Raw genomic sequence first — 22,790 nt, 5'->3', positions numbered from 1 at the left:
ATTGTTAACATATCATTATGATTTGACTTTGACGCACTAAAGTTTAAGTATTTTGATAAATTTATTACTAACTATATGTTGAAACTTAAACTGAATATGAAACAAAAATTAAAAAAACAATTTCCTGTTTCTGGGTTAGCATTATTACTGGCAATAGTGTTTTCCAGCTTTACAACAATTAATTTGGAGGCTCAAAATAGGGTTTCTGGTGTTGTGACAGATGCTGAAGGAATACCAATACCAGGAGTAAGTGTAATACAAAAAGGAACTTCTACTGGTGCATCAACAGATTTTGATGGAAAATATTCTTTTGAATTAACCTTGGGTGAAGAAATTTTAGTGTTTTCTTATTTAGGTTTTAAAACTCAGGAGATTCAAGTTAATGGTAGAACGACCATCGATGTAGTCCTAGAAGAGGATGTTGCAAGTCTAGATGAGGTAGTCATTGTTGGTTATGGTACTCAGAAAAAAGAAAGCGTAGTAGCTGCTATTACGCAGATAAAAGGTAAGGATTTGATGGAAAGGACACTTGGTACATCTAATGTTGAACAAGCATTACAAGGAAATTTACCAGGTGTTACGGCTATACAAGGTAGTGGTGTTCCTGGTGAAGACAATATTAGGATTTTTATTCGTGGTCGAAGTTCATGGAATGGTAATGGTGATCCTCTTGTGCTTGTGGATGGTGTTAAGAGGTCAATGTCCGACATAGATATGAACGATATTGAAAATTTATCAGTGCTTAAAGATGCTTCTGCAACGGCAGTTTTTGGTGTAGAAGGCGCTAATGGGGTAATTTTAATTACCACTAAGCGAGGTCAAACAGGAAAAGCGCAACTGTCGCTTAGTGTTAATACAACCATTAAAACCGTTTCTCAATTGCCAAATAAATTAGATGCTTACAATGCTTTATTAGAAGCAAATAGTTCTATTTTAAGAGGAATAGCTCAAGCTCCAAACACATGGAATAATTATACGCCAATAGCTATTATAGATAGATATCGTAACCCTTCCAGTTTACAAGAAAGTTATATTTATCCTAATGTTGATTGGGAAGATGAATTGTTAAAAGATTACGCACAAGATTATAGAGTTAACTTGTCTGTGCGAGGTGGTAATAAAACGGCTAAATATTTTGGTAGTTTAGCTTTTCAAACAGTAGAAGATATTTTTGATGGAGGACGATACGATAATGGAAGAGGCTATTTAGGTGAGTATCGATATGATAGATTTAACTTTAGAAGTAATATTGATTTTAACATTACAAAAACTACTGAGTTGTCAGTTAATCTAGCTGGTTTTTATGGTATTAGAGAGAATCCTGGTAACTTAGGTAATGTAACTAATGGACTTTACTTAATAGCACCAACGCTTTACACTCCTGTGTATCCAGATGGTGTGTATGGAGCCCCTTTTAGTCCCTTTAATGTATATAACAACCCATTTATTACTTTAGCGGGTTCGGGTTATGACACTTTTAGAGAATTTCAAATCAATACTGATTTTATATTAAAACAAAATTTAGACTTTATTACTGAAGGATTGTCGTTTCAAGGACGATTTTCTCTAGATAATACACAGAGAAGTAGGCAACGTTTAATTGATGGAGGTGTAATTAGTAGGGTTTTTGATGGTGATGAAGAGATTTTACTTATTCCAGATAATAATACACAATTTGGTTATGTTCAACCACCATGGACTTTAGAAGATATTCAAGTAGAGGAAAACCGACGAAGACGAAGAATGGTTTATGATGTTTCATTTAATTATAATAAAACTTTTGATGAAAAGCATAACATAACAGGTCTATTTTTAGTGAGAAGACAGGAGGCTGCAAGCGGTACTGGGATTTTCGCTTTTCCAACATATCGTGAAGACTGGGTAGGAAGAGCCACTTATAATTACGACTCAAGATACTTTTTAGATATTAACGGTGCATACAATGGCTCTGAACAATTTGGTCCAGGATATCGTTTCGACTTATTTCCATCTATAGCACTGGGTTGGACAGTCTCAAACGAAGCTTTTATGGAAAATGTAGATTGGTTAAATTTACTTAAGTTTAGAGGGTCTTACGGTCTTATTGGTGATGATACTTTTATCACGACTGATGAAGCAGCAAGATGGACTTACATTACGCAATGGGAGTCTGGTGATTCTGCATTTTTAGTGCCAAGTGATTATCAAGGAAATTCACCCTACACGTTTTACAGAGAAACTCTCGTTGGAAATCCAGACCTTCAGTGGGAGGAAGCTGTTAAGTATAACATAGGTGCTGAGTTTAATTTATTTAATGGTTTGTTAACTGGAGAGTTAGACTATTTTGCAGAAGATCGTAGTAAAATTGTAATTGCTAATAGTCAAACTACACCAGATTTTGTGGCAGCAAATCCATATGTTAATAGAGGTGTCGTTGAGGTAAGAGGTTATGAGATTGTTTTAGGTTCCAGATATACTTTTGATAACGGTTTAACTCTATCTGGTGATTTTAATTTTACGCAAGCTATAGATAAAGTAATAGTAAGAGATGACCCAGCTTTACGGGCTGCTCATCTAAATGAAGCTGGTTACAGTATTGGGCAAGGAAGTTCAGGCATTCCTGCAGGTATATTGACAAGTTGGGACGATATTTACAGTTCAACACCTCTAAATGAAAATCAAAGTACAGTGCGTCCTGGATATTATGGTCTTGTAGATTTTGATGGAGACGGCATTTATAATTCTGAATTTGATAATGCACCCTTCGGTTATCCAAATCAACCTCAAAGAACTTGGGGCTTTACTCTAGGCGCACAATACAAAGGGTTTAGTATTTCAGCGCAGTTGTATGGTACACAAAATGCGTCTAGATTGTTCAGTAACCAAACTTTTAGTAATTCAACACCGTTAATCTTTGAGCAAGATTTAGATTATTGGACCGTAGATACGCCAAATAATACAGATACCCAACCATCATTTGGAGTTCCGGGAGGAACTAATCCTAGAGATAATTGGTTGGATGCATCATTAACAAGACTTAGAACAGTTTCTATAGCTTATGATATACCCAGAGCGACCTGTGAAAAACTTGGGTTGAAGAAGCTTCAAATTTTCGCAAATGGAAATAACCTGTTTTTATGGTCTAATTTGCCCGATGATAGAGAGTTTAATACATCTGGAACAGCACAGTCAAGAGGTGATTATCCTACCTTAAAAAGATTTAACTTTGGTTTTAATATGAATTTTTAAACAAGAGAAATAATGAAAAATAATAAGATAAAAATATTCATAATCTTAGGATTTGTATTCTCGTTTTCATGCGAGGATTATTTAGATGTAGCACCAGATGCCATCATAGATGAAGAGGAGATATTTTCTAGCTTTAATAATGCACAAGGTTTTGTTGAAGAAATGTATGCCTTAGTAGTATCTTATGAACAGCAAACGCATACTTTTCAAGATTTTCTTTTGGGAGATGATGGATTTGTTGACAGGCCAACAAAGGCAAGTGGAGATATTGATGCTGGAAGATTCTATGATGTGATAAGAGATAATTTTTGTTACTTAAATAATCACTACAATGCAGATTATGGATCAACAGGTACTAACTCTGCTAATGTCGAAAACAATAACTCATTTAATAGACAAAGACCTGGGTTATATGATGGAAGCTTACGTGGTATCCGTAAAGCTAATATTGTAATTGAGAATGTTGAGAATAGGGATTTAATGGTAAATGCAACGCAAGCAGAAAAAGATGTTATTCTTGGACAAGCTTATTTTTTTAGAGCATTTTTCCATAATGAGATTATGAAATTTTGGGGACGTTATCCATATATTGATAGAGTTATAGTAGATGATTTTGAATTACCACGTCCAGAGACCTACAAAGAAGTTGCTTTACGAGCTAATGAAGATTACATAATAGCCGCTGAATTATTGCCAGTAAATTGGGACTTTGAACCATATGGACAATTAACAGAAGGCGAAAATAGAGGTAGGCTTACTAAAGGTACGGCATATGCTTTTCAAGGTAAAAACTTGCTTTTAGCAGCAAGTCCATTAATGAAAGGTAACAATGTAAGTATAAATACATATGACTATGATACAGAGTTATGTGATATGGCTGTTGAGGCTTTTTCAAAAATTCTTCAATTAGCCGACCAAGGACGTTATGCATTAGCTTCTTGGGAAAACTACGATGATGTGTTTTGGAGATCACCAGCTCCTGGTACATGGCCAGGAAGTACAGAGTTTATATTCTCTGCAACTGGTGGCAGTACTGGGCAAGCCACAAGATTTATGGCATCAGGAGTAAATAGAGCTATCCATACCAATTCTGCTGGATATGAGGTTATTAGTCCTACACACAATTTTATTCATAACAATTTTGGGATGGCTAATGGACTATCTATAGAAGATGATCTTAGTGGTAATTATGGACAAACAACTTACGATCCCACTCAGCCTTTTGCAAACCGTGATCCACGTTTTTACAAATGGCATATTATTGATGGAGATATTATAGATGCAGGAGCTGAGGAACCAGAGCATGTAGCTGCTCAACTTTGGTTTGAAAATTCAAGTCAAAAAGGTTTCCACCGCAGCACTGGTGCTGAAAACATCAAAATAAAAAATAATACAGGGTATATGTGGACAAAATTTTACCCTAAAGTTGACGGTACGTATCATAGTAGATGGAATCCTATAATAAATCAATACGTAGGGGTACGAATGCATATGAGACTTACAGATGTTTATTTAATGTATGCTGAAGCATTACATGCTTCAATGGGGGCAATGGCTACACCTAGTTCTTATGGATTATCAGCAGAGAGCGCTATTAATTTATTACGTAATAGAGCTGGTATTCCTAATGTACATCCAAATATAGTTGGAGATAACAACAAGTTTATGGATGAATTAAGAAGAGAAAGATCTGTTGAGTTAAGTTATGAAGCGCACAGATGGTTAGATATTAGACGATGGGGATTAGCCCATTTAGATAAATATAGAAGAAAATTAGCCTTAGATTTTCCGCAAGACAGAAGTAATTTCACAGAAACACTTCTTGTAGATAGAATTTGTGAGTTCCCTCAGCATTATTGGTTGCCATTTCCAGTTGAGCAAACTCTAATTTACGAAGGCTTCCCTCAAAACCCGGGATGGTAGAGGTAGTCTTTTACAAATTCGTTATAACTAATCCAAAGAAAAAAATGAAGATAAAAAATATATATAGGTTATTCACTCTATTTATCTTAATGCTGTTTTGCATTTGTAATATTGCAATGGCTCAAACAAATGGTACGGAGGTAACAGTAACTGTGGTTGATGAGCAAGGTAACCCAATAGATGGAGTTGATATTTTTAGCCAAAGTGGAAATAAGACATCTTCGGATGTTAACGGACAGTTTAAAATCAAATTACTAGATGATGAGTCCCTTGTACTTGAAAAAAAGGGCTATATATCAGTCATTATTGCTATTTCTGATATATTAGGTAATATTACAATGAAAAAATCTCCTTTCCTCGCCTCGGAAGATGACGAAATAAAGATGGGAGTAGCCACTAAATATAGACGTAATATTGTTGGGGCAATATCCTCAATTAACACAAAAGACCGATTAACTTATGACAATACCCAAGTGGTTAGAGATTATATTAACGGACTCGTCTTAGGGGTTAGAGGTTCTGATAATATTAGAGGTATAGGCGGTGTAGGCGATGCGGTTTTTGTTATTGATGGCGTCATTGGCCGTGATCCCAATATCCTAAATATGGAAGAGGTTGAGCAGATAACTGTACTTAAAGATGCTAATTCTGTTGCCCTCTATGGTAGTCAAGGAAGAAATGGTGTGATTGTTATTAATACCAAACGTGGAAATGCTAATAAAAAAGAAGTAAACGTTAATATTCGTTCTGGTATTAGAACGCCTATCTCCTTGCCAAATTATTTAGGTTCAGCGGCGTATATGACACTTTTTAATGAAGCCAGAAATAATGACGGGTTAGATAATTTTTATGATCCAGCACTTATCCAGGAATTTAGAACAAGTTCTAATAAGTTTAAATATCCCGATGTAGACTTATATTCAAATGAATATGTTCAACCTTTTATCAATTTTACAAATGTTATAGCTGAGTTTTCAGGTGGTAATGATAAAAATCAATATTATGTTAACGTTGGATGGAATCGTGAGGATGCATGGGTGGATATTAATGAAGATATAAATGCAGGAACTAACCGTTTTAATGTAAGAGGTAACCTAGATTTTAAAATAAACGATTGGATTTCAAGCAGTCTTGATGGAATTGCAGTTATAAGCACAAATAGAGGGTCTAGAGCCGATTTATTAAGCGCTGGTACTACTTTAAGACCAAATGCTTATTCACCATTTTTACCCGTTGATTTAGTAGATGTTAGTGACCCTACAGTTGCAGGAATATTACAAGATGCAAATACCTTTGATGGGTTTCTTTTAGGGTCAACTCAACAGTTTGGGTCAGATGCACCCATAGCTTTAGCTATTGCAGGTGGCTATCTAGACACCGTGTTTCGTTCTACGCAGTTTAACAACACAATCAATTTTGATTTAGGTAGGATAACAAAAGGCTTGTCGGCTAAAACCTATGTGAGTTTTGATTATTTTGATTCTTATAATTTATCTATAGAGAACCAATTTAAAACCTATGAACCAATTTGGGAGGGTGATAGCATAATAGGTCTTAATGTTTTTGGTGAAGATTTAAAAGATCAGAGAGAAAATATTAGTACCAATGGGTTTTTATCTCGATTTGGTTTTTATGGACTTATAAATTATGATAGGACTATTGCTAAGAACCATTCTATAAATACTACTTTATTAGGTTTTTATAATTCACAAAGACGAAATGATGTTATTCAAACTGATGTTGATGCACACGTAGGCTTTCAAATGGCATATGATTACAAAAAGAAACTATTTTTTGATTTTACAGGAACCTATATTAATTCAATAAAACTAGCGAAAGGAAATAGAGGAGCATTTTCACCAACGTCGGGTATAGCTTACATTATAAGTGAAGAACCTTTTTTGAAGAACAGTAAATTTATTAATTACCTTAAGTTAAAGGCTTCTGGAGGTATTTTAAAGTCAGATCGTGGTATTACTGCGCTTAATGCTAATGGTAGTGTTGATGATGATGCTAGCGCTTACTATTTATATGATGCAAACTATTCTTTTGGTAACAATATTAGTTGGGCTGATGGTAATACTAATCGAAGAATAGATCTTTCACAAGCAGAAAATCTTGATTTAACATTTGAAGAACGTATAGACTTAAATTTAGGTTTCGAAACGTATTTAATGAATTCTTTTTGGATAGAAGCTAATTATTTTAAAACAGAACTAGACAAGCAAATAACATTCTTACAAGACCAATTCCCGTCTTTTTATGATACGTTTAGACCGTATAATAATTTCAATAAAAATGTATACACTGGTTTTGAAATCGGTATGAATTTCAATAAAACTTATGGAGATTTTTCATTTACTGTAGGTGCAAACGTGCTATATAGTCAAACTGAAAGAGTTGTAAGATCTGAATTGTTTACTGAAGATTATCTACAAACACAAGGAAGAGAGATTTCTACAATTTTTGGATTAGTTGATCAAGGTTTTTATTCTCAAGCAGATTTTGATACAAATGGTAATTTAAATGCTGGTTTACCTGTTCCACAATTTGGTATCGTACAACCAGGAGATATAAAATACCAGGATTTAAATGGTGATAATATTATAGATAATGATGACAGAAGAGCAATCGGGCAATCTAGTAGCCCATGGACTTATGCCCTCAACCTTAACTTAAATTATAAAAGGTTCAACTTTTTTGTTTTGGCTGTAGGTCAATCAGGAGCTGACGGTAATAAGTTAAATAATAGTTTTAACGAATATTATTCAGTAGATGGAGCAGATAAATATTCAGAAGTCGTTCTAGGACGATGGACACCAGAAACTGCAAGTACGGCAACATTCCCAAGGTTATCATCACAAACAAATCAAAATAATTTTAGACAATCTACGTTTTGGCTATTCGACACGAGTTACTTTAACATTAACCGTGCACAGATAACATATGAATTTGAGGATGCTTTTAATAAAAAAATAGGTATGCAGGATTTTAGTCTAAATATTTCTGGAACTAATTTATTTGAAATAGGAAAAAATAAAGATATTCGTAGATTAAGAATAGGTAGTACACCACTATCTAGATCTTTTACCTTAGGTATAAGAGCATCATTTTAATAGAATTAGAAAATTGAAATAAATAAAATGAAGAATTTAATAAAATATTTAATACTCATGTCGGTTTTTGCCGCTATGATTTCTTGTGATTTAGATCCTATTGAAGAAAATAGGTTGGACTTTGATGATATTCTCACGAATCCAAATGCAGCTGAAGGTGTATTATTAAATGGATATACGGGTTTAGTTAATCAATATTCATTTTCTGAAGCAGCTACCGATGATGCTGTTAATAATATTTTAAATAACAACTATAAGCGAATGGCGCTTGGTGAGTTAAATGCTCAATTTAATCCTGCAGCCCGTTGGGGTAGTTTTGAACGTGTATTCTGGGTAAACAGATTTTTAGAAGTAATTGAAACAGGAGTTACACAATGGAGTAGAGACACATTAACTAACACAATGTTTGAAATGCGCATGAAGGGAGAAGCGTTGGCATTGAGAGGATTACATCATTTTTATGTGCTTCAAGCGCATGCAGGTATTGGAGAATCTGGAGAACTGCTAGGTATTCCATACTATACTGAATTTATTGAAGCAGATGGTAACTTTAATGTACCACGTTTGTCATTTGAAGCTTCTGTTCAGGCTATTATGACAGATTTTGATGAAGCACTTAATTTATTGCCAACAGATTATGGATTGGGCGAAGGTCAAGTAGATCCATGGTATTCAGATTTAGAAAATTTTGACTTTGATAAATATGGAATAGTAAATGATAACTTTTTTGATTTACGTATTTCAGGCAAAATAGTAAGAGCATTAAAAGCACGTTTGGCACTTTTTGCGGCGAGTCCTTCGTTTTTAGATAGTCAAAGCTATTATGATATGGCAGCAACTAACGCGGCTCAAGTTTTAAATACTATTGGAGGTGTTGCTGGATTAGATCCAAATGGTAATGAATTTTATACATCTGATGACAATATATTTAGTAGTGAATCACTCTGGCGTGGATCTATTGGAGGGAACACTTTTAATTATGAAGAACGAATGTTTCCCCCTTCAGTGAATGGAAACGGTGAAATTAATCCAACACATAATTTTGTAATGGCATTTCCAATGCAAGACGGCTTTCCTGCAACCGCGGCTAATGGTTTTGATCCTCAAAACCCTTATGCTAATCGAGACCCTAGGCTAGAAAAATATGTCGTTGTTAATGGCGCTGAATTTGGAGGAGGTATAATTAATACTGGTTTTGGAGGAGGAAATGATAGATTAGATTCTATTCCTGGGCAGTCTACAACTACTGGGTATTACCTTAAAAAATTATTACGTCCAGATGTTCTTATTAATAATAATGGAACTGCTCAAGGTAAAAGTCATGCTAATGTGTATTTTAGATATACTGAATTGTTTTTAATATTAGCTGAAGCTGCTAATGAAATTGGAGGTCCTGACCATCAGGTTGATGGTATTTCCGTTCGTGATGTGATTGCAGCAATACGTAATAGAGCAGGAATTTCACAACCAGATAATTACCTAGCATCTATTTCAACTATAGAGGAAATGCGAGATCTTATTAGAAATGAACGTCGTATAGAGCTAAGTTTTGAGGGGCATAGATTTTGGGATATTAGAAGATGGGGATTACCTTTAGATGAACCAGCTAGAGGTTACTTTTTTGACGGAAATAATTATATTGAGTTGCCGTCTGTGGAAATTAGAAATTTCCAACCATTTGCAACTTATATGCCTATTCCAAATTCTGAGATTTTAAAATTTTCTGAACTTGAGCAAAACATGGGCTGGTAGAATAAATTTGTATATTTAAAAAGATAAAAAAAATAGACATGAAAATAAAATATTTAATAATATGCGCAATTGTCTTTAGCTTCATAGCTTGCGAAAATCAGGAAAATGATTTTGACGACTTTGGCTCAACTTCAGTGTATTTTCCATTTCAAACACCCGTAAGAACCATAATTCAGGGTGAGTATGATTTGGGTTTTAACGAAAACGATAATAATGGACGATTTGAAATTGGTGTAGTCATGTCAGGAGTTTATAATAATGATATAGACCGAAGAGTACATTTTGAGTTAGCTCCGGACTTAATAGATGCTGCTGCCTTAGGTGTAGATACTGTAAATGTTAAGATCTTACCAGCTTCTTACTATACTATTGAACAGGAAAGCCCTGTAACAATTCCTTCGGGTTCTATAAGTGGGCGCATTCCAGTGCAGCTTTCAGATGCCTTCTTTGACGATCCACTGTCATTTGCAGAGTTTGAAGAAGTGCATTATGTAATTCCTTTAAGGATTACAGATTTTGAAGAACTAGATTCGCTTTTAACAGGTGTTCCTTTAGTTGATGATCCTATAAAAATTAGAGATGAAGATTGGGATCCGTTGCCAAAAGATTATACGCTTTTCGGTATTAAATATATGAATAAATATGATGCCATCTATTTAAGGCGCGGTGAGGATGCAGCTACAGGGTTTAACGAATCGGTTACGGTTTATGCAAATGGAGATCCCACAGAAACAGTATCTGAGGTCATTGATGGCTCTACAGTGTATAGAGCAGAATTTGTTGTGCAAGATGAACTTATTCCATTAGCAACTTCGGGAAGAAGTGAAGTAACTACGACTATTGATGTCAGACGACCTGGTATTCCTACCGACGTTCAGTTATCTTTACTATTGACATTTAACGAGAATGAAGAAATTACTGTTTCTAATGCTGATCCAAATAGCAATATTACCGTAACCGGCACAGGAAGCTTTGTAGAAGATGGTGATGAATGGGGAGGAGAACCTCGAGACGTAATTTACTTAGATTTTCAATACGTAGAACAAGATGTTGAAGTCACTCAGGAATTCTTTTTTGGTTCATTAGTTTCAACAACAACAGCAACATTTGAATTAAATCATCAGGTAAATGATACCTTAGTTATAAGAGACAGAAACGTGAGATTCGAAGAGTTTGTTGTTGATTTAACAGTGGACTAAAAGTACTTTGTATTTGGTCAGTCAGGCTTTAATTATAACTAAATAGTTTTAAGTATAATTCAAACCCTTCATTATAAGTAAAATAATGGAGGGTTTCTTATTAAAAATTAATAATCTTTATCTTAGATCAAGCATCAATATCTCACACAGTAATTTAAAATGGTATTAATTAAAAAATAAATTCAAGTGAAACAATTACAATCCATTACATCAGTAATATTTAGTATTCTAATTATAGTTTTTTTATTTTCTTGTAACAATAAACAAGATAAAATACCGTGGGTAGATCTTATCAATAACAATTCTTTAGAGGGTTGGAATATTAAAGGTGGTGAAGCAAAATATATAGTTGAAGACGGAGTCATTATTGGAACAACGGCTGCGAATACACCAAATACATTTTTAACTACTAATAAAATGTATGGAGATTTTATTTTTGAAATTGATTTTAAAGTCGATTCTACCATGAATTCAGGAATCCAGATTCGTAGTAATAGCTTACCATATTATAGAGATGGAATGGTGCATGGCTATCAAGTAGAAATAGATCCATCAAAACGTGCATGGAGTGGTGGAATTTATGATGAAAAAAGACGTAAATGGCTACACACTCTAGAAAATAATCCTGAAGCGCAAAAGGCCTTTAAACAAAATGAATGGAATCACTACAGAGTTGAAGCCATAGGAGATACCATAAAAACTTGGATAAACAATATACCTGCGTCTTATTTAATTGATGATAAAACAGCAAGTGGTTTTTTTGGGTTACAAGTCCACTCTATAGGAAAAAACAAGGATAAGCTTGGCAAGCAAGTGATGTGGAAGAATGCTAAAATCTTGACGGAGAATCTTTCTAAATATTCAAAAAAATCATCTTTAGAGCCTGTAGTTACTAAAAACACCTTAACATTTCAAGAAAAGAAGGAAGGTTGGCAATTGCTTTGGGATGGTAAAACTACTGATGGCTGGCGAGGTGCTAAATTAGATGCATTCCCAGATAAAGGTTGGGTAATTGAAAATGGAGAACTGATTGTCTTATCTACAGGAGGAGCAGAATCTGCTGCTGGTGGTGATATCGTTACTACTGAAGATTACGCGAGTTTCGAACTGTTGGTAGATTTTAAATTAACACCAGGAGCCAATAGTGGTATTAAATATTACGTCGATACCGAAATTAATAAAGGACCAGGCTCATCAATTGGTTTGGAGTATCAAATCCTAGATGATGAGCTTCATGAAGATGCTAAATTAGGTTCTCATGAAGGTAGTAGAACCGTATGTTCATTATACGATTTAATTCAAGCTAATCCTGACAAACCAATCAAACCAATTGGTGAATGGAACACAGCATACATAAAATCCATAGACAATCATGTTGAGCATTGGATTAACGATGTTAAGGTTTTAGAGTACGAAAGAGGAAGTGAAGAATTTCTAAAATTAGTTTCTGAAAGTAAATATGAGAAATGGCCGAATTTTGGACTATTAGAAAAAGGGCAGATATTGTTACAAGATCATGGTGATAAAGTATCCTTCAGAAATATAAAAATCAAAGTTCCAAAAATAAAGAATTAGTAAAATGGGAAACAATCGTAGAGATTTTATAAAAAAGACAACAGCAGCGGCTATTGGAGTCAGTTTAACAGGTGGAATTAATGTCATGTCCGCAAAAAGCTATAATAATATTATTGGAGCCAACGATCGTTTAAATGTTGCTATTGCTGGTTTAGGGAGGCGCTTAAATGCTTTTAAATCACCTATTGGATCCAAAGCGAGCAATGTCAGATTAAGTTACTTGTGTGATGTGATGGAAAGCCAGCGCCTAAAAGCCTTAAAAGGATTTAGAGAGCATATTGACTACAGCCCAAAGTTAGAGAATGACATTAGAAAAGTATTAGACGATAAAAATGTTGACGTATTAATTAATGCCACACCAGACCATTGGCATACGCCAGGTTCGATTATGGCAATGAAAGCAGGGAAGCATGTATATGTTGAAAAACCTTGTAGTCATAACATGCACGAGAATGAACAGCTTGTGCTAGCAGCCAAGCATTTTAGTAAAGTGGTTCAAATGGGTAATCAACAACGTTCCTCAGGTCATACGATTGAAATTATAAAAGAAATCCATAATGGCGTCATAGGTAAACCATACAAGGCAGTTGCATTTTATAATAATGGACGAGGTAAAGTGCCTGTTCAAAATAGTGCGGCTATACCAGAAGGTTTAGACTGGGATTTATGGCAAGGACCAGCACCAAGACGCAATTATACTTCCGAAACATGGAATTACAATTGGCATTGGTATGGTTGGGATTATGGAACAGCTGAGGCTGGTAATAATGGAACACACGAGTTGGATGTGGCACGTTGGGCTTTGCAAGTAGATTTTCCGCAGCATGTATATGTTGAAGCAGAAAAGCGTCACTTTTTAGATGATGGTTGGGAAATGTATGATGATATGGAAGCAACGTTTAAATTTGCAGATAATAAAGTCATTAAGTGGGATGGAAAATCTAGAAATAGCTATAGTACCTATGGAGGAGGAAGAGGTACTGTAATTTATGGTACAGAAGGCTCTGTATTTGTAGATAGAGGTAAATATATATTATATGACCGTAGAGGTAAAGTCGTAAAAGAGTACAATTCGGCATCAAAAGAAGCAGGAAACGCTTTAGGTGGTGGCGGAGATACGTCAACACAACATGTTCAAAATTTGTTTGATACTATTAGAGGTAAAGCCAAACTAACAGCACCAATTGATGATGCTAGTAAAAGTATGGCTATGGTACATTATGCCAACATTGCATTTAGAATTAAAAATGGTTTTGATGTCGATGACAAAACTGGTAAGATGTACAACAGAGAAGCTATGAAATTGTGGTCTAGAACTTACGAACCTGGTTGGGAAATAAAACTATAAAATTTGAAAAGACGTTCATTTATTAAGAAAACCGCCGCAGCTACAGCAGTAGTAGCTGGGTCTTCATACTTATATGGTAATGTATTATCTCATATAAATGCTAATGAAACGATTAATATTGGTACCATTGGAACAGGAGTTCGTGGAGGTGGGCTCATGTCAATGATTAACGAAATTGACCATGTAAATGTAGTTGCTGGTTGCGACGTTTTACCATTTAGACTAAACAAAGGTTTAGCCAGAGCTAATTCGAATCCCAAAGGCTATTCAGATTACCGAAAATTATTAGATAATAAGGATATCGATGCTGTTATCATCGCAGTACCTTTTCATTTACATTCAAAAATTGCGGTTGATGCACTTGATGCTGGTAAGCATGTGTTTTGCGAAAAGACATTAGCAAAAGGCTATGATGGTGTAAAGCAACTCGTCAATAAAGCAAACCAATCTAAAAACATATTTCAAACGGGTCATCAGTATCATAGTTCGAGACTTTACACACATGTGGTTGACCTTATTAAAGAAGGGAAAGTGGGAAATATCACTGCGTTTGAATGCCAGTGGAACAGACACGGCAATTGGAGACGTTCAGTTCCTGAACCTCAATTTGAAAAGGCTATTAATTGGAGAATGTACCGAGAATTCTCAGGAGGATTGACGGCCGAATTAGCATCGCACCAAATCGATTTTGTGAATTGGGTGCTAAACGAAACCCCAAACCAAGTGATGGGTATTGGAGGTGTGGATTACTGGAAAGATGGAAGAGAAACTTATGATAATGTACATTTAACTTATAGCTATCCAAACGGAGTTAAAGCAAAATTTACCTACTTAACGAATAATGCTAAAGATGGTTACCAAATAAAGGTCATTGGAGATAAAGGCACTATAATTATTGATATGAAAAATGCTTGGTTTTATCCTGAAGGCCAAAAGAAGAATAGAGTTCTTGGAGATGTCGATGGCGTTAGCGGTGCAACAGTTCAATGGGATAAAGAGAAAGGCTACCAAATAAATGTGGAACATCTAAATCCAACAAAACAAGCCTTACTAGATTTTAGAGAAGGCATTTTAAATAATAAACATCCTAAATCGGATATTATTACTGGTGCAAAAACTGCAATATGCGTGCAAATGGGACTTGATGCTATGTATAATAACCAAATTGTAAAGTGGAACTCTTCCGTTTTAGATTTTTAAAGTAAAATTGAAATAAAAACTAAATCTCACTAAGTAAATTTTTTAGTGAGATTTTTTTTTAATTCTTGTTTCTGAAACAAATAGATTGATAACATTTATGTTTTCAGGATAGAACAGGATAGAAGGCGGAGGATTAAAACTTATTTTTAAAAATTATGATAATAGTCCAAAGTTATCTAAATTAAAACAAACAATTAAGACGTTTATATATGTTTAAAAATAGTTATTTATTAGTGCTTTTAGGTGTAGTGTGTAGTTTGAATATGGCTAATGCTCAACAACAAACCAAAACTGAAAAGCCTAATATCATTTTCATTCTTACAGACGATCAACGCTTTGATGCTATCGGTTATGCTGGAAACAAGTACGTTGAGACTCCAGAAATGGACAAACTAGCTGAATCAGGGACTTACTTTAATTCTGCTATTGTAACAACTCCTATTTGTGCGGCAAGTAGAGCAAGTATTTTAACGGGTTTGCAAGAACGTGCTCATAACTTCAATTTTCAAACAGGAAATATTAGAAGCGAATATATGGATGAATCGTACCCAACGGTTCTTAAAAATAATGGATATCACACAGGGTTTTATGGTAAGTATGGTGTGCGTTATGATGATTTAGATAAGCAATTTGATGAGTTTGAATCTTACGACAGAAATAACCGTTATAAGGATAGAAGAGGTTATTATTATAAAACACTTGATAACGACACAGTCCACTTAACGCGTTATACAGGTCAAAAAGCACTCGATTTTATCGATAATAATGCAACAAACGAAAAACCATTCTGTTTATCTTTAAGTTTTAGTGCACCTCATGCTCATGATGGAGCTCCAGAACAATACTTCTGGCAAAATACTACAGATAAGCTTTTAGAAAATACCACCATTCCAGGACCAGAACTTGGCGATGATAAATACTTTAACGCACAACCTGAAATTGTAAAGAAAGGATTTAACTGGTTACGTTGGACATGGCGTTACGATACTCCAGAAAAATACCAACATAGTTTAAAAGGGTACTACCGAATGATTTCTGGTATTGATTTAGAAATCGCTAAAATTAGAGCAAAATTAAAGGAAAAGGGACTTGATAAAAATACGGTTATCATAGTTATGGGAGATAACGGTTATTTTTTAGGTGAACGTAAACTAGCAGGAAAATGGTTAATGTACGATAACTCTATTAGAGTACCATTAATAGTTTTTGATCCTAGAGTAAATACGCATCAAGATATTAATGATATGGTGTTAAATATTGATGTACCTCAAACTATTGCAGATTTGGCAGGTGTTAAAGCACCAGAATCATGGCAAGGAAAAAGTTTAATGCCAATAGTTAATAAGGAAGCAAATACAATCGCAAGAGATACTATTTTAATTGAGCATTTATGGGATTTTGAAGAAATACCTCCAAGTGAAGGTGTGAGGACTAAAAAATGGAAATACTTCAGATATGTTAATGATAAATCTATTGAAGAACTTTACGATTTAGAGAAAGATCCACAAGAAATTAAAAATCTTGTTGGCAAGAAGAAATATAGAGACATATTAGATAATTTAAGAGCAAAAACTGATGAGCTAATTAAGAAAAATAGTAACGAATATAGAGCTGCGCCAACAGATTTAACAGTAGAATTGATAAGAGAACCAAGCAAGGATGTTAAGATTTTCGATTTAAAACCAGAATTTGGATGGACAGTCCCATTAGGTGCAAAATACCAAGGTGCTTATCAAATTCTAGTTTCATCAAATAAGACTCATATTGATAATAATAACGGAGATGTTTGGGATAGTGGAAGAGTCGCATCTATAAAATCAACGAATGTTGAGTATGAAGGTAAAGCCTTAGAAGTTGGAAAAACCTATTATTGGAAAGTTAGAATTTGGGATGAAGCCAACCGACTAGTTGACTATGCAGATGCACAAAAGTTTACTACTGGAAAGAGTGATAGTTACATCATTTCAACAGAAAATAAATTTGTTACCACAGAAGTTAAACCAGTAAAGTTTGAAAAAAGAGGTGACTTCTATTTCATTGATTTCGGAAAAGCGGCTTTTGCAACCATGGATTTTAGCTATAACGCCAAAACACCACATACCTTAACCATACATGTAGGCGAAATGGCTAATGATAAAGGGAATTTAAATAGAACGCCACCTAAAAAAAGTAATATTCGTTATCAAGAAATTAAGGTGGATGTAAAACCGGGTCAAACAAAATATCAGATTAAAGTGCATGAAGACGAACGCAACACAAGAGCAAACAAAGCTGTGCCTTTACCAAATGGTTTTCCACCCTTAGTACCTTTCAGGTATGCAGAGATAGAAGGTGCTCAAAATGATGTTAAAGCTGAAGACTTTACACAATTAGCATTTCATACCTATTGGGATGAAGAAGCTAGTAGTTTTGAGAGTAATAATGAAATTTTAAATCAAGTTTGGGATTTATGTAAATACTCAATTAAAGCAACAACCTTTAATGGCTTATACGTAGATGGTGATAGAGAGCGTATTCCTTATGAAGCAGATGCCTATTTAAATCAATTAAGTCATTATACTACAGATAGAGAATATGCAATAGGAAGACGTACCATTGAGTATTTTATGAAAAATCCTACATGGCCAACAGAGTGGCAACAACATGTACCTTTATTAATTTATGCCGACTACATGTACACAGGTAATACCGAACTTATTGAGCGTTATTACGAGGCGTTAAAACATAAATCTTTATTCGAATTATCTAATGAAGATGGTCTCATAACATCGACTAAAGTTGATGCGGAATTCATGAAAAAATTAGGTTTCCCAGAGGGTTATAAAAAGCCATTAACAGATATCGTTGATTGGCCTGGACCAAACTTTAACGGTAGTAAAACAAAAGGAGAACGCGACGGCTTTGTATTTAAACCATACAGTACTGTGATTAACTCATTTTTTTATGAGAACATGAAGATTATGGCAGAGTTTGCAAAGATTCTTGGTAAAACGCAAGAAGCTATGGACTTTGAATATAGAGCGGCTAAAGCTAAAAAAGCGGTTAACGAACAGATGTTCGATGCAGAACGTGGTATCTACGTAGATGGTATTGGTACAGACCATGCATCGCTTCATGCTAATATGATGCCTTTAGCCTTTGGTTTAGTGCCAGAAGAACATTTTGAATCTGTTGTAAATTACGTAAAATCTAGAGGAATGGCGTGTAGTGTTTACGGAGCACAATTTTTAATGGATGGTTTATACAATGCTGGTGAAGCTGATTATGCACTAGATTTATTAACGGATACTTCAGATAGAAGTTGGTATAACATGATAAAAATCGGTTCTACTATTACTCTGGAGGCTTGGGACAATAAATACAAGAATAATCTAGACTGGAACCATGCTTGGGGAGCTGTTCCTGCAAATGTAATTCCTCGCGGATTATGGGGAATAAAACCTAAAACACCAGGATTTGGTATAGCAACGATTAAACCTCAGATGAGTAAGTTAAAATCGAGCGAGATTGAAGTACCAACCGTGAGAGGAACAATTAAAGCTAAGTACACTTATAATGGAGCTAGATTGCAAACGTATGAAATCGAAATTCCAGGGAATATGGTGGCTGAGTTTACGTTAAACGGTTTGGACGGAAAGGACTTAATCCATAATGGAGAAAAAGTACCTTCTGCTTTTGAATCTATAAGATTAACACCTGGAAAACATACCATACAGCTAAAAATTAACTCGTTTTAATAAAAATTAAAGTCTAAAGGGACAATATGAAAAAATGGAATAATCATCCAGAATTAAAGTCATAGGGCATGCATATAAAGTTTCCATATGTTGTCTTCTTATTTCTGTGTGGTTTTTCACTTTACGCTCAAAATCCAATTGTGCCAAACCAAGGCTTAAACGATCCTCATATTCATGTTTTTAATGATACAGCTTACGTTTATGCCTCACATGATAAATCCATAACCAATGATAAATTCATCATGGAGGATTGGTGGATATGGTCGTCACCAGATTTAGTCAATTGGACCAAAAGAAGTATCCTTCATCCAAAAGACACGTATATTGGAAAGGATTATTCAAGATGTTGGGCAACAGATGCTACTTATAATAATGGAAAGTACTATTGGTATTTTTCCGAAGGTAACGAGCAAACCGGAGTTGTGGTTGGTGACTCACCTGTTGGTCCATGGAAAGACCCACTTGGAAAACCGTTGCTAACTTCAGATTTAACACCAACACACGAGTACGACATGTCTATTTTCGAAGACAAAGGAGAGCACTATATCTTTTTTGGAGTTTGGGATTATTATGTGGCTAAGCTCAATGACGATATGATAAGTTTGGCTGAGAAACCAAAAAAGATTATCATTAATAATCCAAGAGGGCCATATAATAGAGACGGAAAAGATAATGATATGCCAACAGATGATAAACCGTTTGTGCATAAGTACAATGGAAAATATTATTTGTCTTGGGGCTGTTTTTATGCCATGTCCGATAATTTATACGGACCATATGATTATGTCGACACCATCATAAAAGAAAGCAGTTTCGCTGAAGGCTATGATAGTCCAACATGGCCAAATGGTTTTTTACAAGGACGTCACGGTAGTTTTTTCGAGTGGCATAATCAATCATATTTTGTGTATTGCGACATCAGTCAAACCGGTAATCGTTATTTTAGAGATGCTTTTATAAGTTATGTGCATTATAAAGACAATGGTGAAATGGCAACGATAAGAGTCGATGGTATTGGTGTTGGTCAGTATGATGCCAATAATGGTTCCATAGAAGCTGAAGATTATTTTAAGGCAAAAAATGTAGATAAAACAGAAAACGTAATGGGTGGGTTTTCCATAAATGCAAAGGTAACTAATGGTTTTGTAACCTATCCAAACATTCAGAATTTAAATAAAAAAAGCACCATAGAATTTGAATTTCTATCACAAACAGATACAGAGATAGAAGTCAGAGAAGGTGATAAAAATGGAAAACTTCTAGTAACCTGTAAGTTTGATTCAAACAAAACAAAAGCCTTTAAAACTAAAAGTTTCAATACGGAAGCATTGTACAATGGTCAAACCATAAGTTTAGTTTTTAAATCGTCTGCAATTGGAAATTTAAAAATTAATAGATTTAAGTTTAAATAAAAATAGACACTAAAATTAGTATAACAATAATGAAAAGAAAGTCACTCATAATATTTACAGTTCTAGCAATAGCGATATTATCTTGCTCTGAACCAATTGAAAAAGATTATAAAGATGCGTCCTTATCAATAGATGAACGCGTTGAAGCCTTATTGCCTAAATTATCTCTTGAAGAAAAAGTAGCACAAATGCGAATTTTTCATGCCAATATAGGGACTAAACCAGATGAGAACGGCAACTTAAAACTTTCCGAGAAAGTCATTGAAAAACTAAAATTAGGGATTGCAGGAATCAAAAACCCAGGAGAACATATTGATGCTGTAGCTGCAGCTAAACTCAATAACGAACTTCAAAAATATATTATTGAAAACAATCGTTGGGGAATTCCAGCACTGTTTGTCACAGAATCTTACAATGGAGTGGATGCCGAAGGTTGTACCAAATTCGGTCGCCCAATAACGTCTGCTGCTTCATTTAACCCTGAATTAGTAAGACGTCAATGGGATGTGGTCGGCAGAGAAGCACGATTAAGAGGAATGCACATGTGCCATTCACCTGAGGCAGATATTGTTCGCGATCCTCGTTTTGGTCGTATGAGTGAAGCTTTTGGAGAAGATACTTACTTAACTACTCAAATGGTTAAAAATGCAATAATAGGTGTACAGGGTGATTATGAAGGATTAGGAAATGGTACTCATATAGGTGCGGTGGCCAAGCATTTTGCAGGCTATGGTCAGGTTTTGGGTGGTTCAAATTTTGCAGCGATTGAGATCTCACCAAGAACATTAATTGATGAAATTTACCCACCATTTGAAGCGGCTGTAAAAGAGGCAAAAACTATCGGGATAATGGCGTCTCATGGTGACATTAATGGCATTGCAAGCCATGGAAATCCCGAATTGCTCACAGGTGTACTTCGCGACCAATGGGGATTTGAAGGGTATGTCGTTTCAGATTCTAATGATATTGCTCGTTTATTTTATTTCATGAATGTAGCTGAGTCACCAGAGGCTGCAGCACAAATGGGACTAGAAGCAGGAATTGATATCGATTTATATGCCGAAGATTCTTATTCATATTTATCTGAAATGGTGAAGAAAAATCCTGAATTGGAAAAATTAATTGACCGTTCTGTAAGACGTGTGTTGCGAACAAAATTTATCTTAGGATTGTTTGATAATCCATACATAGATATAGAAGCCGTAAAGAAAGGTGTAAGGGCAGAATCGTCATTAGAATTAGCAAAAGAATCCGATTTAGAATCGATTATCTTATTAAAAAATGAAAATAACGCATTGCCTTTAAATAAAGAAAAGTCGACTAGAATTGCACTTCTGGGACCATTGTTAAAAGATAATACTAAAAATATGTTCGAATCGGTTTCTGGACCGAATATTAGATATGTAGCAGAAAAGGGTTTTAGTTTAACCAACGAGAAAGGAGGCGCGCCAAAACTATTGGAGAGAGATCCAAAAGCTATAGATAAACTAGTAAACGCAGCTAAAAATGCCGATATATCTATTTTATTTTTAGGTGGAGATCAGTTTACTGCCAAGGAAGCATATTTTAGTAACAGTACTAAAGGTGATCGCGCAACTATCGACCCAGTTGGCCCACAAGATGAACTTGTTGAAAAAATCAAAGCATTAGGAAAACCTGTTATCGTGGTTTTAAAACACCGACGCACCTTATCTATTAATACAATAGCTAAGGAAGCCGATGCCATTTTAGATACTTGGGATTTAAGTGAATTTGGAGATGAGTCCACGGCTAAAATTATATTTGGTGAAGTGTCACCATCTGGTAAATCACCTGTTACTATTCCGAGATCTATTGGGCAATTACCATTTCATTACAGTATGAAAGAAATCAATTATAAAAAAGAATATTTATTTTTAGAGGACGGTCCAATTTATCCATTCGGTCATGGATTGAGTTATGGTAATTTTGAGTATTCAGATATAAAAATATCAAGTGAAGATATGACGCCTGATACTGAAATTGAAGTGAGCGTAACCGTAAAAAATACTGGAGATGTAAAAGCTAAAGAAGTGGTGCAAATGTACATCAAGGACGAAATTGGTTCCGTTGTAAGACCAGATAAAGAATTAAAAGGCTTTGAAAAAATTGAATTAAACGCTGGTGAAAGTAAAACGGTATCATTTAAGATTCTGCCAAAAATGTTAGAATTTACAGGGCTTAAAATGGATAAAGTTTTGGAGCCTGGCGATTATACCGTTAAAATCGGAACGTCGTCTCAAGACTATTTAGAAACAACATTCAAACTAAAAAAATAAAAA

The 22,790-nt window shown here is 34.8% G+C and carries 11 protein-coding genes; all 11 read left to right on the top strand.

Annotation, left to right across the window (positions count from 1 at the left end):
* The first annotated feature begins 96 nt into the window (after positions 1-96).
* The gene (locus H7350_RS01390; RefSeq protein WP_204344082.1) at positions 97-3,228 is read left to right on the top strand and encodes a SusC/RagA family TonB-linked outer membrane protein; all 3,132 of its coding nucleotides are present in this window, start codon (positions 97-99) and stop codon (positions 3,226-3,228) included.
* 12 nt (positions 3,229-3,240) lie between these two features.
* Positions 3,241-5,151: a RagB/SusD family nutrient uptake outer membrane protein gene (locus H7350_RS01385; protein WP_204344081.1), complete on the top strand. Its 1,911-nt coding sequence runs from the start codon at positions 3,241-3,243 to the stop codon at positions 5,149-5,151.
* Positions 5,152-5,195: 44 nt separating this feature from the next.
* Complete coding sequence (locus H7350_RS01380; RefSeq protein ID WP_204344080.1) at positions 5,196-8,267, top strand: SusC/RagA family TonB-linked outer membrane protein; 3,072 nt, start codon at positions 5,196-5,198, stop codon at positions 8,265-8,267.
* Positions 8,268-8,294: 27 nt separating this feature from the next.
* On the top strand, positions 8,295-10,019 hold the full coding sequence (locus H7350_RS01375; protein ID WP_204344079.1) for a RagB/SusD family nutrient uptake outer membrane protein: 1,725 nt from the start codon (positions 8,295-8,297) through the stop codon (positions 10,017-10,019).
* 38 nt (positions 10,020-10,057) lie between these two features.
* Positions 10,058-11,218 carry a DUF5627 domain-containing protein gene (locus H7350_RS01370; protein ID WP_204344078.1) on the top strand — a complete coding sequence of 387 codons (1,161 nt, stop codon included), beginning with the start codon at positions 10,058-10,060 and terminating at the stop codon, positions 11,216-11,218.
* Between the two features lie 216 nt (positions 11,219-11,434).
* On the top strand, positions 11,435-12,793 hold the full coding sequence (locus tag H7350_RS01365) for a 3-keto-disaccharide hydrolase (RefSeq protein ID WP_420825361.1): 1,359 nt from the start codon (positions 11,435-11,437) through the stop codon (positions 12,791-12,793).
* A 4-nt stretch (positions 12,794-12,797) separates the two neighbouring features.
* Positions 12,798-14,141, top strand: coding sequence for a Gfo/Idh/MocA family protein (locus tag H7350_RS01360; protein WP_204344077.1), 1,344 nt, complete (start codon positions 12,798-12,800; stop codon positions 14,139-14,141).
* Positions 14,142-14,144: 3 nt separating this feature from the next.
* Entirely contained in the window at positions 14,145-15,341 is a 1,197-nt protein-coding gene (locus H7350_RS01355; RefSeq protein ID WP_204344076.1) for a Gfo/Idh/MocA family protein, read from the top strand.
* Between the two features lie 209 nt (positions 15,342-15,550).
* Positions 15,551-19,078 carry a sulfatase-like hydrolase/transferase gene (locus H7350_RS01350; RefSeq protein ID WP_235989240.1) on the top strand — a complete coding sequence of 1,176 codons (3,528 nt, stop codon included), beginning with the start codon at positions 15,551-15,553 and terminating at the stop codon, positions 19,076-19,078.
* A gap of 68 nt (positions 19,079-19,146) precedes the next feature.
* Complete coding sequence (locus H7350_RS01345; RefSeq protein WP_204344075.1) at positions 19,147-20,490, top strand: family 43 glycosylhydrolase; 1,344 nt, start codon at positions 19,147-19,149, stop codon at positions 20,488-20,490.
* A gap of 29 nt (positions 20,491-20,519) precedes the next feature.
* Positions 20,520-22,787, top strand: coding sequence for a glycoside hydrolase family 3 N-terminal domain-containing protein (locus tag H7350_RS01340; protein WP_204344074.1), 2,268 nt, complete (start codon positions 20,520-20,522; stop codon positions 22,785-22,787).
* Positions 22,788-22,790: the final 3 nt, after the last annotated feature.

The sequence above is a fragment of the Psychroserpens algicola genome (assembly GCF_014526325.1).
GTDB classification, from domain to species: Bacteria; Bacteroidota; Bacteroidia; order Flavobacteriales; family Flavobacteriaceae; genus Psychroserpens; species Psychroserpens algicola.
Note: the sequence above shows the minus strand (reverse complement) of the source record. Positions and strands in the feature narration are given on the sequence as shown.

Excerpts from the sequence above, each read along its gene's own strand:
- H7350_RS01375 (WP_204344079.1), top strand. The coding sequence starts at position 8,295 with ATGAAGAATTTAATAAAATATTTAATACTCATGTCGGTTTTTGCCGCT.
- H7350_RS01390 (WP_204344082.1), top strand. The coding sequence starts at position 97 with ATGAAACAAAAATTAAAAAAACAATTTCCTGTTTCTGGGTTAGCATTA.
- H7350_RS01370 (WP_204344078.1), top strand. The coding sequence starts at position 10,058 with ATGAAAATAAAATATTTAATAATATGCGCAATTGTCTTTAGCTTCATA.
- H7350_RS01345 (WP_204344075.1), top strand. The coding sequence starts at position 19,147 with ATGCATATAAAGTTTCCATATGTTGTCTTCTTATTTCTGTGTGGTTTT.
- H7350_RS01360 (WP_204344077.1), top strand. The coding sequence starts at position 12,798 with ATGGGAAACAATCGTAGAGATTTTATAAAAAAGACAACAGCAGCGGCT.
- H7350_RS01380 (WP_204344080.1), top strand. The coding sequence starts at position 5,196 with ATGAAGATAAAAAATATATATAGGTTATTCACTCTATTTATCTTAATG.
- H7350_RS01350 (WP_235989240.1), top strand. The coding sequence starts at position 15,551 with ATGTTTAAAAATAGTTATTTATTAGTGCTTTTAGGTGTAGTGTGTAGT.
- H7350_RS01385 (WP_204344081.1), top strand. The coding sequence starts at position 3,241 with ATGAAAAATAATAAGATAAAAATATTCATAATCTTAGGATTTGTATTC.
- H7350_RS01340 (WP_204344074.1), top strand. The coding sequence starts at position 20,520 with ATGAAAAGAAAGTCACTCATAATATTTACAGTTCTAGCAATAGCGATA.